Source organism: Agarivorans sp. QJM3NY_25 (assembly GCF_050870875.2).
Taxonomy (GTDB): Bacteria; Pseudomonadota; Gammaproteobacteria; order Enterobacterales; family Celerinatantimonadaceae; genus Agarivorans.
On the sequence record NZ_CP194041.2, the window covers coordinates 3,444,027 to 3,460,446 of the forward strand.

At 44.2% G+C, this 16,420-nt stretch carries 11 protein-coding genes; 4 read left to right on the forward strand and 7 right to left on the reverse strand.

Annotated features, from left to right (window positions below):
• Positions 1 to 197 precede the first annotated feature (197 nt).
• Positions 198 to 2,138: a TonB-dependent receptor domain-containing protein gene (locus ACRRSW_RS15780; protein WP_432459827.1), complete on the forward strand. Its 1,941-nt coding sequence runs from the start codon at positions 198 to 200 to the stop codon at positions 2,136 to 2,138.
• Between the two features lie 89 nt (positions 2,139 to 2,227).
• Positions 2,228 to 3,847, forward strand: coding sequence for an alpha/beta hydrolase (locus ACRRSW_RS15785; RefSeq protein WP_432459828.1), 1,620 nt, complete (start codon positions 2,228 to 2,230; stop codon positions 3,845 to 3,847).
• A gap of 119 nt (positions 3,848 to 3,966) precedes the next feature.
• Here the strand turns inward: ACRRSW_RS15785 and ACRRSW_RS15790 are convergent, their stop codons facing one another.
• The 6 genes from ACRRSW_RS15790 to ACRRSW_RS15815 form a co-directional block, all read right to left on the reverse strand.
• Positions 3,967 to 5,295 carry an anaerobic C4-dicarboxylate transporter gene (locus tag ACRRSW_RS15790; protein ID WP_432452285.1) on the reverse strand — a complete coding sequence of 443 codons (1,329 nt, stop codon included), beginning with the start codon at positions 5,293 to 5,295 and terminating at the stop codon, positions 3,967 to 3,969.
• A 307-nt stretch (positions 5,296 to 5,602) separates the two neighbouring features.
• On the reverse strand, positions 5,603 to 6,592 hold the full coding sequence (oppF, locus tag ACRRSW_RS15795; protein ID WP_432452284.1) for a murein tripeptide/oligopeptide ABC transporter ATP binding protein OppF: 990 nt from the start codon (positions 6,590 to 6,592) through the stop codon (positions 5,603 to 5,605).
• Positions 6,585 to 7,568 (reverse strand): oligopeptide ABC transporter ATP-binding protein OppD, encoded by a 984-nt coding sequence (gene oppD / locus ACRRSW_RS15800; protein WP_432452283.1) that lies wholly within the window; start codon positions 7,566 to 7,568, stop codon positions 6,585 to 6,587. The genes oppF and oppD overlap by 8 nt, the downstream gene beginning before the upstream one ends.
• A 15-nt stretch (positions 7,569 to 7,583) precedes the next feature.
• Positions 7,584 to 8,492: an oligopeptide ABC transporter permease OppC gene (oppC, locus tag ACRRSW_RS15805; protein ID WP_432452282.1), complete on the reverse strand. Its 909-nt coding sequence runs from the start codon at positions 8,490 to 8,492 to the stop codon at positions 7,584 to 7,586.
• 9 nt (positions 8,493 to 8,501) lie between these two features.
• A complete protein-coding gene (oppB, locus tag ACRRSW_RS15810) occupies positions 8,502 to 9,422 on the reverse strand; it encodes an oligopeptide ABC transporter permease OppB (protein ID WP_432452281.1) in 921 nt (306 codons plus the stop codon).
• 96 nt (positions 9,423 to 9,518) lie between these two features.
• Positions 9,519 to 11,147: an ABC transporter substrate-binding protein gene (locus ACRRSW_RS15815; protein ID WP_432452280.1), complete on the reverse strand. Its 1,629-nt coding sequence runs from the start codon at positions 11,145 to 11,147 to the stop codon at positions 9,519 to 9,521.
• 551 nt (positions 11,148 to 11,698) lie between these two features.
• Here ACRRSW_RS15815 and adhE point away from each other — a divergent pair.
• Together adhE and ACRRSW_RS15825 are read left to right on the forward strand one after the other, a co-directional pair.
• Positions 11,699 to 14,359, forward strand: a complete 2,661-nt coding sequence (adhE, locus tag ACRRSW_RS15820; RefSeq protein ID WP_432459829.1) for a bifunctional acetaldehyde-CoA/alcohol dehydrogenase — start codon at positions 11,699 to 11,701, stop codon at positions 14,357 to 14,359.
• Between the two features lie 293 nt (positions 14,360 to 14,652).
• Positions 14,653 to 15,384: a DUF3108 domain-containing protein gene (locus ACRRSW_RS15825; protein WP_432459830.1), complete on the forward strand. Its 732-nt coding sequence runs from the start codon at positions 14,653 to 14,655 to the stop codon at positions 15,382 to 15,384.
• Positions 15,385 to 15,408: 24 nt separating this feature from the next.
• On the opposite strand, the gene ACRRSW_RS15830 is transcribed toward ACRRSW_RS15825, so the two are convergent.
• Positions 15,409 to 16,356 (reverse strand): LysR substrate-binding domain-containing protein, encoded by a 948-nt coding sequence (locus tag ACRRSW_RS15830; RefSeq protein ID WP_432459831.1) that lies wholly within the window; start codon positions 16,354 to 16,356, stop codon positions 15,409 to 15,411.
• Positions 16,357 to 16,420: the final 64 nt, after the last annotated feature.

A 16,420-nucleotide genomic window follows, 5' to 3' on the forward strand; every position in this document is an offset into this window, starting at 1 on the left:
GCGAAAATGATCTAAAAACGTCCTTTTCAAGATCCACTATAAATATCAAATAAAAATCATTCTTATTTGCATTCAATATTGATACTATTACAAACACTGAATAATAGTCTGATTTCATGAATGAATTTTCCAATTGGATGACCTTCCCAAAATCAGCAACAAATTTTAAAACTAAGCTTTATGCTACAAGGAGCGTTATGAATAACTCACTTCCCCCGATCCTCTCCCTCACTCAAAGTAAACTGGCATTGCTGGTCGCTGCTATCTTACTCAATTCTCACAGCAGCATCGCGGCTGACGCCCCGCAAGATAACCCGGTGATGGTGGTGACCGCTTCGTCAACCGAACATACAGTACAAACAGCCCCCGCGTTCACCACCGTAATTACCGCTGAAGATATTAAAGCTTCACCGGTTAACGGTTTACCCGATATCTTGGAAAAATACGCAGGCATTATCAATAACAGCGATAGCAGTGGCCGCAATGCCATTTACATTCGGGGAATGGATCAAGGTTACACCCTTATTTTGGTCAATGGTAAGCGGGTATCCTCTTCTGCTTCACTGTGGCGGGGCGGCGATTTTGATTACAGCTCAATTCCCTTAGATGCGATTGCGCAAGTGGAAATTGTTCGTGGTCCTATGTCAGCTTTGTACGGCTCTGATGCCATTGGTGGCGTAATCAACATCATCACCAAGACACCGGGTAAAATTTGGGGAGGAAGCATTCGTCAAGATAATGTTGTGATGACATCCGGTGACGAGGGTGCTCAGAGCCGCACTAACCTGTACGCTTCAGGACAACTCAATGAGCAACTCAGCTTATCAATTGCTGGTGAAATTTACGACCGAGATGCTTGGTACTTAGATGAAAATATGGGGACGGAAGCGCCCGCCCTAGAAGCCAAAAACAGCCAAAATATTTACACCACTTTGTATTGGGATATCAATAGCCAACAACAAGCAGAATTTGATTTCAACTATAACCATGATGAGCGTCCCTATTCAAGCTATGGCGATATTAGCTCGCTTCGTGCTCAAGCGATTGATCGCATGACCTTTGGCGCAACACACCGCGGCCAATGGGCCTGGGGGAGTTCAACGCTCTACGCAAATTATGAAACCAGTACCATCGATGATTACAACAATCGCTACGACGCCCCGCAACAACGCCAAGTCAAAGAAAATAACTTGCTCATTAACGGCTCTATAAATACCGAGCTTGGATTCAACAGCATCACCACGGGTGGAGAGTTTCAACAGCAGCAAATCAAAGATCCAGTTGGTTACCAACCCAGCGGAGAAGCCAATACCACCATGTATGCAGTCTACCTGCAAGATGAGCTGAGCTTAGGCGATAAATTAACCCTAACTTTGGGCGGACGCTACGATGATCATGAGGTATTTGGTGGTCATTTTACACCTCGTTCCTACCTAGTTTATCAAGCAAGCAATGCCTTAACTCTAAAAGGTGGGGTAAGCAAGGCCTACAAAGCACCACAAACCTATCAAACCAATCCTGAATATCAGATTATTAGCTGTGGTGGTGGTTGTTCAATCTCAGGAGATCCTGACTTAGCAGCCGAAACCAGTGTCAACTATGAATTAGGTTTTGAGTATCTTCAAGCGTCTTGGGATGTCAGCGTGGCACTTTATCGCAGCGAAGTTGAAAACTTAATTGAAGCACAATATGCGGTCATCAATGGTACGCCAAGCAGATGGTGGGACAACGTTGGCGAAGCAACACTACAAGGTGTCGAACTGTCGGGTGCGGTAGATATCACCCAAGATATTAGTTTATTGGGTAACTACACTTATCTAGATGCTGAAGACAACGCAGGCAACCCATTAAGTAATCGCCCTGAACATGTGGCCAATGCCAATCTAAACTGGTGGGTGAGCGAACGACTCAATAGCATCGTTTCAGCGGTATACACCGGCAAACAATATAATTCGGGCTCCGAGCTGCCCGCTTACACCACCGTGGATTTAGGCCTTGCCTTCCAGGCAACCACTGCGCTAAACCTTAAAGCTGGTGTTAAAAATCTGTTTGATCTTCGTTTAGACGAAAAATCGCAAGACTTTAGCGGTCATGAGTTAGGGCGAAATGTCTACTTAAGTGCTAATTACGACTTCTAAATTAACGCACTTTTAGCCATACCAAAGTCAGTCAAAGGCTTCCTGAAAGCCTTGCTGGCTTTGGTATTCCTTGTCAATTTGGAGCCTTTATGCCTCTTTCTCGAAAAAAAACATCCCGAAAACTCGTGAAACAATTGCCCAGCTTATGTTGCTTATTAAGCTTAAAACTCGCCGCGGCCACTCTTCCCATCGAGCAAACGATTTCCTTAGATGCACATCAATCCCATTCTTGGTCCATCGCACTTCAGTCTGGGGATTATCTCAGCGGTAAGTTTTCGGCCACCAATAAACTCGAACAAGCCACCCTAGATGACCCAAATGGCAAGCGGATAAAGCAATTATTACTCAGCCCGAGTCAAGGACAAAGTCTTCACTTAGTCGCCCAGCAAAGTGGCAATTATCAGTTAACACTCACCAATGCGGCAGTCCCGAATCAGCTGACCCTAAAATTACGTAAACCTGCTTTAGCGATGAAAACTGCTCAAACCACACTCGCCAGCCAAACCCTGCAAGAGCTGATCGATCAATATGTCAAAGCGGGCAATACCGAATTATTTTGGCAACAGATATCACATATCGGCAGCCCACTCATCGAAGCCATTGCGCCCCATCGCATCGATGAGCCAAAGGGCAGTTCCTTAGTCACCTTCCTCTGGCGAGGTGCCAAACACAATGTCAAACTGCTCGGCGGACCCGGTCACGAACATCACACCTTCAAGCAAATTGAGGATAGCGACATTTGGTATTTAAGTCTAAGCTTGCCCAACAACAGTCTATTTTCCTATCAAATTGCCCCCGATGTCCCAACCCTTGCTGAAAGTGGCCGAGCACAACGCGTTGCGATTTTAAGTACTGCGCAACGGGACCCCTTCAATCCGAACACTTGGCATTTTTCTGAACGACAAGATAAATATACCAGTAAATCGATATTACGCCTGGCTGCGGCCCCCGCAGAGCCTTGGCTAACACCCGTAGCAACACATCAGGGAACGCTAAGCCAAAGCCAAATAAGCAGCAAAATATTAAACAATAGCCGCGATGTTTATCTATATCGCAGTGCCAATCCCACTGCTGATTCTAGCCTGCCCTTAGTTATCTTTTTCGATGCCGAGAGTTATCTTCAGCAAGCGCAAACGCCACGACTGCTGGATAACTTAGTCAATGCTAAAAAAATACCGGCGCTGAACGCAGTATTTATCAGTAACCCCAGCGCCCAAAGCCGCGCAACAGAATTAGCCTGCAACCCTCAGTTTTCATCTTTTTTAGCAAAAGAATTACTGCCATGGCTCGCGCAGCGAAACATTACGGCACCTGCAAAACAAACCATTTTAGCAGGTTCTAGCTATGGAGGTTTAACAGCAGCATGCACAGCAACCCTATATCCCGAGTTATTTGGCGGCGTTCTAAGCTTGTCCGGTTCATTTTGGTGGGGGCCAAAGATGGACCCGAGTCGCCAGCATCAACCTGAATGGCTCACTCAACAGCTTGCGCTCAAACCAACCAGCACAGTACGCTGGTATCTTAGTGCTGGCTTGTTTGAAGAAACATGGATATTGCCCCCAAACCGACGTTTAAAAAGCCTGTTAGATGCCAAAGGGTATCAAAGTCAGCTCAGTGAAATAGCTGGCGGTCATGACATGTTGGCTTGGCGAACCCAATTACCGGAAGGACTTATATATTTACTCGACCCGCAACAGCCACAACGCTAAAAGCGGTATCGTTTGCTTTATCGGGCGACTCATCCCCCAAATAATAGGGAGGCTTAAAGCCTCCCTATTATTTTTGGCTTGAACAAGGGTCACTCAAGATGAGCCCCCCAATCAAACCGCTAACCAATAATAATTTGTCCCAGTACGTATCCCAAGCAGCTCGCACCAATCACGCCAATTAAGCCAACCGACATAAACGAGTGATTGAAATACCACTTGCCAATCTTAGTGGTTCCAGACGTATCAAAATTAACCGTTGCAATATCGGATGGATAATTTGGAATAAAGAAATAACCATATACCGCAGGCATTAAACCAATCAGTAATGCCGGTTCTAAGCCCAGACCCAAGCCAACTGGTAACATCATCCGCGCGGTAGCAGCTTGAGAATTCACCACCACTGACACAATAAAGAGCGCCAATGCAAAGGTCCATGGATAATTAGTCACCATCTCCACAATACCACTTCTAAATTGGGGCATGGCATATTGGAAATAGGTATCCGACATCCAGGCAATCCCAAAAATAGCAATGGCTGCAACCATGCCCGATTTAAATACCACACCATTGGGAACATCACGTGGGTCAGTCTTGGTTGCGAGTAGAATCACCCCACCAAAAGCCAACATCATCATTTGAATAATCACCGACATTTTAATCGGCTTATCACCATCAACGATGGTGCGGATCTCTGGCACCATGGCGATAATCACAATCGTTACAATCGCAGCTAGAAATAACAGAACGGCATTTCTGGCTTTGCTCGGTAAGACCTCATCTAAAGAAGTCGCTGTGGTATTGAGTATTTTTTCACGCCATACCGGATCCTTTAAGCGCGCTTGGTATTCTTCATCCTGATCTAATTCTTTACCGCGTTTTAAGCTATATAAAGACATCAATAGTGTGCCAAACAAGGTTGCCGGTACGGTCACCATCAAGATAGATAGCAACGTAATATCGGCCCGAAGATCAGCTAGCTGAGCCAAATAATAAACCACTGCAGCAGAAATCGGCGATGCGGTAATCGCGATTTGCGAAGCCACCGATGAAGCCGCCATAGGTCGTTCAGGCCGGATCCCATTTTTTAAAGCCACATCACCAATAATCGGCATGATGGAATACACTGCGTGACCCGTGCCTAAAAGAAAAGTCATCGTATAAGTCACAAAAGGGGCAATAAGAGTCACCCGTTTAGGGTTCTTTCTTAACAATTTCTCGGCCACCTGCAACATATACTTTAAGCCGCCGGCAGCTTCCAAAATTGAAGCGCAGGTCACCACCGCCAAGATGATTAACATCACGGTGACTGGCGGTGAGGTTGGTGGCATCTTGAAGAAGAAGACTTCAATCGCCAAACCAATCCCCGAGACAACCCCTAATCCAATCCCACCGTAACGAGAGCCGGTATAGAGCATGAGCAACAGAAATAGAAACTCAAAATACAGCATCAATAGATCCCTTAAAATGATAGCGTTAGCGCTATTTTCCACTGAGTGTCGATGTGGTTATGCCAAATACTTCACACTCTACTAACACAAAATAAGCAGTGACAAATAGTCAGAGTCAGCTCACGCCACACGCCTAAAAAGTAAATAAACTAAACCTAAAATGTAAGTAGCAAGTTAGCTAAGTTGAACAGCTAAGTTAAATTAATAGCTTGCGCCACTCCCCTATTGAAGAGACAGCTTATGAGGGACCTTATCCAATAAAAAAGCTAGGCTTATTAGCCTAGCTTTTGATACCAACCAAGGCGTTTTACACGCTGGTATGAAGACAACTGACCGAGTGCTGGTCATTGCCAAGCAACTGCGGTTTAGTTTTCGCACACTGTTCCGTCGCAATAGGACAGCGAGTGCGGAAAACACAGCCCGAAGGAGGATGAATTGGCGAAGGTAGATCGCCTTCCAATAGTTGAATTGTTTTACTACGCTCCAACTTCGGATCCGGGATTGGTACTGCTGACATCAGGGCTTTGGTATAAGGATGACTTGGCTTATTAAACAAGGCATCGGAGGTGCCTAGTTCAACCGAATTACCTAAATACATTACCAAAACGCGGTCAGAAATATGTTTAACCACTGATAAGTCATGGGCAATAAAAATAAGGCTCAAGCCCATTTCCGCTTGTAACTCTTTCAGCAAGTTAACCACTTGCGCTTGAATAGAAACGTCCAGCGCCGACACTGGCTCATCACAAATAATCATCTTTGGTTCGAGGATCAGCGCGCGCGCAATTCCAATTCGTTGACATTGTCCGCCAGAAAATTCATGTGGATAACGGTTAATCACGTTAGGCAACAAGCCGACCTTCATCATCATTTTTTGAACCCGCTGCTTGACTTCTTGCTTGTTCAATTTGGGATAAAAGGTTTCTAATGGCTCGGCGATGATGTCGCCAATCGTCATCCGCGGGTTAAGCGAGGCCAATGGATCTTGGAAGATCATCTGAATTTCTTTGCGTTTCTCACGCAGCTCTTTATGTGGCAAGCGAGTTAAATCCTGGCCTAACCACACCACTTTGCCTGCTTCGGCCGGAACCAAACCAATCACCGCTCGAGCAAAAGTCGATTTACCACAGCCCGATTCTCCAACCACCCCTAAGGTTTCACCCTGATAGAGTTTTAATGACACACCATCAACCGCTTTCAAGGCAGCTGCGGGAGTCCAAGGCAATGCTTTTGCATCTTTAATGCGGAAGTATACTTTCAAGTCTACGACATCAAGCAACAAGTTTTTTTCACTCATGCGATTGTCCTCCCGATAAATGAAAATCGTTATGACAAGCACGCTGACGTTGTCCACCAAAATGAGTCAGGATCGGACTTTCATCTAAACAGCGTTGACTAACACGATGACAACGCTCTTGGAAAGGACAACCTTGCGGTAAGCGAAGTAAGTTAGGCGGATTCCCAGGAATGGTCGGTAAAATTTCGCCCTCTGTATCTAAACGAGGGATCGCTTTTAGCAGACCTTCGGTATAAGGGTGGCTTGGGCGATAAAATACTTCTTCTGCAGTGCCATATTCCATGGTACGACCGGCATACATCACCAGTACTTTCTCGCATAGGCCAGCCACAACCCCTAAATCATGGGTAATCATAATAATGGCGGTATTAAATTCACTTTTCAGCTCATTCAGTAAGGTCATGATTTGCGCCTGCACTGTCACATCTAAGGCGGTGGTAGGTTCATCGGCAATCAATAACTGTGGTCGACAAAGTAGTGCCATTGCAATCATCACCCGTTGACGCATCCCACCAGAAAACTCATGGGGATACATCGCCATACGCTTTTCAGCCTCGGGCATTTTAACCGCATCTAACATTCTCAGCGCTTCAACATGCGCTTCTTTATTATTCATCCCTTTATGCAGGCGTAATACTTCTTTAAGCTGCTCCCCCACCTTCATGTAAGGATTAAGAGAAGTCATCGGATCTTGGAAAATCATCGCGATTTTCTCTGCCCGGATGGCATTCAGCTTTTTCTCTGGCAAGTTCAAAATTTGCTGGCCATTAAATAGCGCTTCACCAGTAATGATGCCATTTTTCGCCAACAACCCCATTAAAGCAAAAGCGGTTTGGCTTTTACCCGAGCCTGACTCACCGACAATCCCTAAGGTCTGCCCTGCTTCCAGTGAAAAGGTTAAATCGTTCACCGCGGTTACACTGCCTTCTGGAGTTGAGAACTCCACCCGAAGGTCTTTCACATCTAATAAACTCATTGTTCTACCCTTGCCTTAACGATCTTTAGGATCTAAGGCATCACGTAAACCGTCGCCTACATAGTTAAAACTAAATAAAGTCACTACCATGAATCCAGCTGGATAAAGCAGCTGCCAAATAGCGATTTCCATGGTTTGTGAACCATCTTGTAATAAGGCGCCCCAAGAAGTCATCGGCTCTTGTACCCCTAAACCAAGGAAGCTTAAAAATGACTCGGTTAAAATCATCTGTGGTACCAATAAAGTGGCGTAAACCGCAACGATACCCAATACATTAGGAACAATGTGGCGAGTAATAATTTTCCACTTAGAGACACCGCAAACTTCAGCAGCTTCGATAAACTCTTTATTTTTTAAACTCAGCGTCTGACCTCGAACAATCCGCGCCATGTCTAACCATGACACCGCACCGATCGCCACAAATACTAAGAAAATATTGCGGCCAAAAAAGGTCACCAGTAAAATCACAAAAAACATGAAGGGGATGCCATAAAGAATTTCCAGCAACCGCATCATGACTCGGTCAACCGTGCCGCCCAAAAAGCCGGAGGTTGCACCATATAAAGTGCCAATTAACACCGCAACAAAAGCGCCCATCACCCCGACTAACAGCGATATTTGCCCCCCAAGTAAAGTCCGAACAAACATGTCTCGACCCAAGGCATCGGTGCCAAAGTAATGGCCGCTTTCAATCGAAGGTCCTTGGTGCATCGCCCCCCAGTCGGTGTCATCAAACACAAAGTCACTGAGGTGAGAGCCAAAAATAACCAATAAGGTAATTACAACTAATATGGTTAAACTAACCATCGCAGCGCGGTTGCGCATAAAGCGTATCCGGGCATCTTGCCATAGGCTACGACCTTCAATTTCCAAATTTTGAGCAAACTCGCTAATTGCGTCGCTATTTTGTTTATTGTCTAACATAACAGCCTCTTAGTAGCGAATTTTAGGATCGATAAAGGCATACAGGATGTCTACGATCGCATTAAATAAAATGGTAAAAGTACCAATCATAATGGTTAAGCCTAATACCAAAGAGTAATCACGATTCAGTGCACCATTTACAAACAACTTGCCAAAACCAGGCAAACCAAAAATGGTCTCAATCACCACCGATCCGGTGATAATTCCCACAAAAGCGGGCCCCATGAAAGAGACCACAGGCAGCAAAGCGGGGCGCAGCGCATGCCGTAATACGATATAACGAAATGGTAAACCCTTCGCTTTGGCCGTACGAATAAAGTTAGAGCTCAAGACTTCAATCATGCTACCGCGCATAATTCGGGCAAAAGATGCCACATACAACAACGACATCCCCAACATTGGTAAAATGATGTACTGGATCGCCCCTCCATTCCAGCCCCCTGCAGGTAACCACTGTAATTTAATTGCAAAGATATAAACTAGGGTTGGCGCAAGCACAAATGAAGGCATCACCACCCCCGCCATTGCGGTGGACATGATACTAAAATCCATCCAGGTATTCTGTTTGAGAGCAGCCAGTGTGCCAACCGACACGCCCATCAACACCGTAAAAACAAAGGCGATGGAACCAATCTTGGCAGAGACAGGCAAAGCTTGTGCAACCAGCTCATTCACTGAGTAATCTTTGTATTTGAATGATGGGCCAAGATCGCCTTGAACTAAATTACCGAGGTAAGTCAAATATTGCTCTAACACCGGTTTATCTAAACCGTACTTCGCCTCAATATTGGCTAAGACTTCAGGCGGGAGTGAGCGCTCACCAGAGAAAGGACTTCCTGGAGCAAAACGCATCATGAAAAAGGTAACGGTGATCAATACCAACAAAGTTGGTATTGATTCTAATATTCTTTTAAAGATGAACTTAATCATACTATTTCCAACTATTAAACTCTGTTGTCGCGACTAAGTTCTAGCCACAACAAAATAAGGCACCTTAAGAAAAGGTGCCTTATTATTAATCATCAATTACTGAGCAATGATGTATAGGTCTTTGCTGTACACTTTGTCTTCTGCGTTGTTCATCGGGTAACCACCAACAGTCGGTTTAACCAAACGCGCATTCACGTAGTGATAGATAGGAGCTAAAGGCATATCTTTTGCCAATTGCGCTTCAGCTTGACGGTAGTTGTCACTCCGTACGGCAGGATCAACCGCTACCATTGCCGCATTCATGAAACCATCATAGGCAGGACTATTATAAAACTGGTCGTTATTACCATTGTTACTTTGCATCAACGACAAGAAAGTAGACGCTTCATTGTAATCACCACACCAACCCGCACGAGTCACGTCGTAATTACCGTTGCGACGGTTATCCAAGAAAGTTTTCCACTCTTGGTTTTCTAAGTTAACTTTTACTCCGAGGGTTTTCTTCCACATCGACGCGACTGCAATTGCAATCTTCTTATGGTTATCACTGGTGTTATATAACAAGCTAAACTCTAGAGGTTTGTCTTTGGTGTAACCCACTTCTTCCAACAAAGCTTTAGCTTTCGCATTGCGCTCTTTTTGAGTCCAGGTTGCATATTCTGGTTTGTCGAAATGTAGGCCAGCGACTTTCTGGTGGGCGAAGTTGTAAGCGGGCAGTTCACCCTTACCGACGATATATTTTGCAACCGCGTCCCGGTCAATGGCGTAAGACAACGCTTTACGAACACGAACATCGTCAAATGGTGCTTTCTTGTTATTAAAACCATAGTAGTAAGAACAGAGGTAAGGCGTCACCTTCAAAGATTCAGGTTGTTCTTTTTGCATCCGTTTAAAGTGTTCGTTAGCCATCTCGTAAGTCATGTCGATTTCACCCGCTAAGAAACGGTTCATATCGGTTACTTGGCTTTCGATAGGTAAATAAGTCACTTTGTTAATCACGGTATGCGCGTTGTCCCAGTAATTTTCATTACGGACCATCACGATTTTTTCGTTCACCACCCACTCAGATACTTTGTAAGCCCCATTACCAACGAAATTCGCAGGTAGTGTCCATTTATCCCCGTATTTTTCAACAGTCGCTTGATGGACTGGCTTCATGGTGGTGTGTGAGGTCATTGCCACAAAATAAGGCAATGCTTCCGTCAGCTGGATCTGTAAAGTGTAATCATCAAGTGCTTTTACTCCTAACTCAGAAGCCGGTTTTTTACCGTCAATGATGTCTGCAGCGTTAACCATAGTGGTCATTTCTAAAAACCACGAATAAGGTGCAGCTGTTTTAGGATCAACTGCACGTTTGAAGCTATATTCAAAATCGTGAGCTGTCACTGGGTCACCATTTGACCACTTAGCATTGTGACGCAAATGAAACACAAATGTTTTGTTGTCTTTTGTTTCCCATGACTCCGCTGCACCTGGCACCAGATTACCCTGACCATCTTGGTTAACTAAACCTTCTAAAAGCTCACGGATCACATTCGATTCAGGGACGCCTTCGGTTTTGTGGGGGTCAAGAGACGCTGGTTCTGAACCATTGCCACGTACTAACTCTTGTACAGGTGCCAATTTTACACCAGCAGGAACATTGGCAGCATAAGTAGTCATGGCGAATGAGCCGAATATGGCCGCGCCAATTAAGCTACCAATAAGGGTTTTAGCAGTTTTCATTTTAATCTCCATCTCCACACGGTGAGCTACAATGAGCCTAACCATGTAATTTCCATTCACTTTTCATGAATATTAAATCAGTATAATGTTCTGAAAAAACGTACAATCACGCAAGATGCTACACCCGAAGAAACAAAACAACAAATAATAAGTTGATTTTTGTGATTGGCTCAAACTAACTATTTACATAATATGTATGAATTAGTTTATCGCTCCAAGCCTAAGAATTAAGGTGGTACCGAATCAATTCAACATGAAAGCATAACTGAAAGACAAACAGAACAAATGAGATGAAAACAGTAAATAAATTACATTATTTGTATTAAATAATACAAATAGGCCACTATATAGGTAAATAAAACGTTATTTATTTACATTTGTAACTTAGTAACACATGATCTGGATCAAGCTAAAGCAACGAATGGCTATTATAATCGCTGGTGAAAGTTAATTACTAAACCACTCAAGCGTCTATTTAGGGTCTATAATGTGGCAGTTTATTTGACCATTTCGGTTTACTAATTAATTTTAGTTTAAATGAGGAGAACAGGATGCCTGTAGGTAATATAGATGAGTTAAACGCAATGGTTGCTCGAGTGAAGGCAGCGCAAGCTATTTTCGCAACATACAGCCAAGAGCAAGTGGATAAAATTTTCCGCGCCGCGTCACTCGCAGCTTCTACAGCCCGAATTGAACTCGCTCGCATGGCCGCTGAAGAGTCTGGCATGGGCATTATGGAAGACAAAGTGATTAAAAACCACTTCGCTTCTGAGTTCATCTACAACAAATATAAAGATACTTTAACTTGTGGTGTCATTGAACGTAATGAAGAAGGTGGTACCATTACCATCGCTGAACCAGTAGGGATCGTTTGTGCTATCGTACCGACTACCAACCCAACCTCTACGGCAATCTTCAAAGCTTTAATCAGCTTGAAAACCCGCAACGGTTGTATTTTCTCTCCACACCCTCGCGCTAAAAACTCAACCAACTTTGCCGCACAGCTGGTACTAGATGCAGCAATTAAAGCTGGTGCACCTAAGGATATCATTGGCTGGATTGATCAACCTTCTGTTGAATTGTCTAACGCACTAATGAAGCACGATGACATCTCTTTAATTCTTGCTACTGGTGGTCCAGGCATGGTTAAAGCAGCTTACTCTTCAGGTAAGCCAGCAATCGGTGTTGGCGCGGGTAATACACCGGTAGTGATCGATGAAACAGCTGACGTGAAGCGTGCTGTTTCTTCAATTCTGATGTCTAAAACCTTTGATAACGGCGTAATCTGTGCCTCTGAGCAAGCAGCAATCATCGTTGAATCAAAGTACGACGAAGTATTGGCGCGGTTCGCTAAATATGGCGCAGCAGTACTGAGCAAGTCAGACGCAGACAAAGTCCGTAAAGTACTAATGATTAACGGCGCTCTTAACGCAAAAATTGTTGGTCAACCTGCTTATAAAATTGCTGAATTAGCCGGTGTAACCGTACCTAAGTCAACTAAAATTCTAATCGGCGAAGGCTTAGAAGCTTCTTTCGATGATGAGTTCGCTCACGAGAAACTATCTCCGACTTTAGGTGTGTTCAAAGCGAAAGACTTTGAAGATGCGGTTCGCCAAGCGGGTATCGTGTTAGATATTGGCGGTGTAGGCCATACTTCTGTTCTTTATACCGACCAAGATGCAAATGCCGAGCGTATTGCTTACTTTGGCGACAAAATGAAGACGGCACGTATTTTAATTAATACCCCTTCTTCACACGGTGGTATTGGTGACCTTTACAACTTTGAACTTGCACCTTCATTGACTCTTGGTTGTGGTTCATGGGGTGGTAACGCGATTTCTGAAAACGTGGGTCCAAAACACCTAATTAATAAGAAAATTGTTGCTAAGCGAGCTGAGAATATGTTGTGGCATAAACTTCCTAAATCAATCTACTTCCGCCGCGGTTCATTACCTGTTGCCATGGACGATTTAGATGGCAAGAAACGCGCAATGATCGTGACTGACAAATTCTTGTTCAACCACGGTTACATCGACGATCTACGCTCAATCCTTAAAGAAAAAGGTATGGAAGTAGAAATATTCCATGACGTAGAAGCAGATCCAACATTAACCATCGTGAAAAAAGGTGCTCAAGCCTGTCACAGCTATCAACCAGATGTAATCTTAGCGGTTGGTGGTGGTTCACCAATGGATGCTGCGAAAATCATGTGGGTAATGTACGAGCACCCAGAAACTGATTTCGAAGATCTATCAATGCGCTTTATGGACATCCGTAAACGTATTTATAAGTTCCCTAAAATGGGGGCAAAAGCTGAACTTGTCTGTATCACTACAACTTCAGGTACTGGTTCAGAAGTCACACCTTTCGCAGTGGTAACCGACGATGCAACGGGTCAAAAATATCCATTAGCTGATTACGAGTTAACACCGAACATGGCTGTAATCGATGCTAACTTAGTGATGGATATGCCTAAGTCACTCTGTGCCTTTGGTGGTTACGATGCGGTAACGCACGCCATGGAAGCTTATGTTTCTGTTTTAGCGAACGAATACTCAGACGGTCAAGCTCTGCAAGCACTTAAGATGCTGAAAGAATACCTACCAAGCTCTTACAAAAATGGTAAGTCTGACCCTATCGCTCGTGAAAAAGTACACAATGCTGCAACCATCGCTGGTATCGCGTTTGCGAACTCTTTCCTAGGTGTGTGTCACTCAATGGCTCACAAATTGGGTGCAGAATTCCACGTACCGCACGGTTTGGCAAATGCTTTGTTGCTTACCAATACCATTCGTTACAATGCAACCAATACACCAACCAAACAAACCGCATTTTCACAATACGACCGTCCGAAAGCACGGGCTCGTTATGCTGAAGTTGCTGAGCACTTGGGCTTCCGCGAAGGGAATACTGAAGACAAGCTTAATGCATTGTTAACTTGGTTAGACGAACTTAAAGTTGAAATCAATATCCCATTATCAATTCAAGCTGCGGGTGTTCCTGAAGCAGAGTTCCTTGCTAAAGTTGACGAGTTAGCGGTTGACGCGTTTGATGACCAATGTACTGGTGCAAACCCACGTTACCCATTAATCGCTGAATTAAAACAAGTGCTACTTGATTCGTACTACGGTCGTCCTTACGTAGAAACCGAAGAACGTGAAGCAGCTGAAAAAAAAGCGCCCGCTAAAAAAGCAAGCAAAGCAAAAGCTTAATTTTATTAAGTTAATTTCAAAGTGATCATAAAGCCCCGCTGATGCGGGGCTTTTTATTTTTGGTTTCACTCGAAGCTTTGTCATACTTAGCTCAGTATAATACCAATTTGATTCATTATATGATCAACCTATTGCGCAGAATAAATCTGCCGATAACTAGGCATGAAGTGCAGTAACGAATGACTCTGATGACACGATACATAACGCAATTAGCGCAGATTTAGCCCAGCAAGAATCAACAGATAATGAGTTAGATAGGTATAATAAGCATGTCACCCTTTGGATGAATTGTTATGTCGTTATTAAAAACCGTAAGCTTTGCAAGTTTGTTATTGAGTACCACCACCGTGGCACAGATCCTTCCCTTTGAAGCTGAATATGCAGCAAGCTTTAAAGGGATCCCAATCGCTACTGGCTACCGGCAGCTCATAAAACTCAATCACAATGTGTTTCAAATAAAAAGCCGTGCCAGTGCTTTAGGCGGGGGATTTTCCTACGATGATACCTCGCGCTTTTCCTATCAACAGGAGCAGGTGCAAACCTTAGGTTTTGTTCATAAGCAAAAAAGTTTATTTAGTCACTTACAAGCAATTGGTCACCCAGACCGTAAAGGTGGATTAATCGTTGAAATTAATGGCAAGAGTCATCACTTTGAAGCGCCGGAAGACGTAAAACAATTAATGGATACCGCTGGCTTTTCGGTGCAACTACAAAATGACCTAAAAAATGGCCTCACCGATATGAATTATCATTACAACGCCATTGATGAAATTGAAAACTACCGCTTCAATGTCATCGGAAAAGAAACGATCAACACCGAACTAGGTGAATTCAAAACGCTTAAGCTTGAACAAAAAAAGCGGGAAGGCCGCAAAACTTGGTTATGGCTTGCACCAGCGCTTGATTATCAACTGGTGAAAGCAGAGATTATTCGTAATGACAAAAGCTGGGCAACCTTAGAAGCCACTCGAATTACGATTGAACAAAGTTCACCACCAGAGCAGCAAACGGAAAAATCGCTGTAAACAATCGAGCTCCTCAACGACGAACTAACAGCACTCTTTGGCTTGTACCAGCTTTATATCAGTAGATTTAGCTTGGCTGTCAAACCAAAAACTTTCCACTTCAGCACTGATCCAATGGCTGAATTGGCGCACCTTTTCTCGCTTTAAATAGGGCTCTGGAGCGACTAAGAAATAGCTATAACTGGAACGCACCGCAATATTCCCTAATTGAACTAAAGTCCCCTGCTGAATGTATTTCCAAGCCAGACTATGTCTCACTAAAGCTATCCCTTGCACAGATAAAGCTCCTTCTAACACCACGTGGGCGCCTTGATAGATTAAGTTGGCTTTGGTAGGACTTTGTTTATAACCCGCCAATTGTAACCAATACTGCCAGTTCATATCTGGGCGAGCATCATCTATCACCGTATGTCCACTTAAGTCATCAAGGGATAAACCCGGGTGTTGCTCAAAGTAAAGCGGATGACAAACTGGATAAATATGGTCATCCATTAGCTTTTCGGATGCTAAACCAGGGTATTCCCCCAACCCGTAACGCACACATAGGTCCACAGGCTCTTGGCGAAAATCAATCAAGGTATCTTTCGGCATCAACATCACCGACAAGTCGGGATGTTGCTGACTAAAATCACCCAAGCGTGGCACTAACCAGTGTTGAGCAAATGAAGGTAGTACCGAAATCGATAAAGTATTTGGGTTAGGATCTTGACTCAGCTGCCTAACTCCATCCTGTAAACTCACAAAGGCTTGTTTCGCATAGTGATATAAAGTGACCCCTTCAGCGGTTAACACGACCTTGCGATGCTGCCGCTCGAATAACTTAACCTCAAGTCGCTCTTCCAACTGGCGGATCTGTTGACTCATCGCCGCAGCCGTTACATATAGCCTAGCCGCAGCTTGCTTAAAGCTGCCTAATTCAGCCGCCATATAGAAGCAATATAGCCCTTGCAAAGGGGGCAAACGCTCACTCACTTAAGCTCTCCTTAACTCACTGTCTGTTTAAGTCGTTTGTCAGCCTAACCTAAAATCAAATAAT

Bases quoted from the DNA above. Each gene is read 5' to 3' on its own strand.
- ACRRSW_RS15780 (WP_432459827.1), top strand. From the start codon at position 198: ATGAATAACTCACTTCCCCCGATCCTCTCCCTCACTCAAAGTAAACTG.
- ACRRSW_RS15785 (WP_432459828.1), top strand. From the start codon at position 2,228: ATGCCTCTTTCTCGAAAAAAAACATCCCGAAAACTCGTGAAACAATTG.
- ACRRSW_RS15790 (WP_432452285.1), bottom strand. From the start codon at position 5,295: ATGCTGTATTTTGAGTTTCTATTTCTGTTGCTCATGCTCTATACCGGC.
- oppF (WP_432452284.1), bottom strand. From the start codon at position 6,592: ATGAGTGAAAAAAACTTGTTGCTTGATGTCGTAGACTTGAAAGTATAC.
- oppD (WP_432452283.1), bottom strand. From the start codon at position 7,568: ATGAGTTTATTAGATGTGAAAGACCTTCGGGTGGAGTTCTCAACTCCA.
- oppC (WP_432452282.1), bottom strand. From the start codon at position 8,492: ATGTTAGACAATAAACAAAATAGCGACGCAATTAGCGAGTTTGCTCAA.
- oppB (WP_432452281.1), bottom strand. From the start codon at position 9,422: ATGATTAAGTTCATCTTTAAAAGAATATTAGAATCAATACCAACTTTG.
- ACRRSW_RS15815 (WP_432452280.1), bottom strand. From the start codon at position 11,147: ATGAAAACTGCTAAAACCCTTATTGGTAGCTTAATTGGCGCGGCCATA.
- adhE (WP_432459829.1), top strand. From the start codon at position 11,699: ATGCCTGTAGGTAATATAGATGAGTTAAACGCAATGGTTGCTCGAGTG.
- ACRRSW_RS15825 (WP_432459830.1), top strand. From the start codon at position 14,653: ATGTCGTTATTAAAAACCGTAAGCTTTGCAAGTTTGTTATTGAGTACC.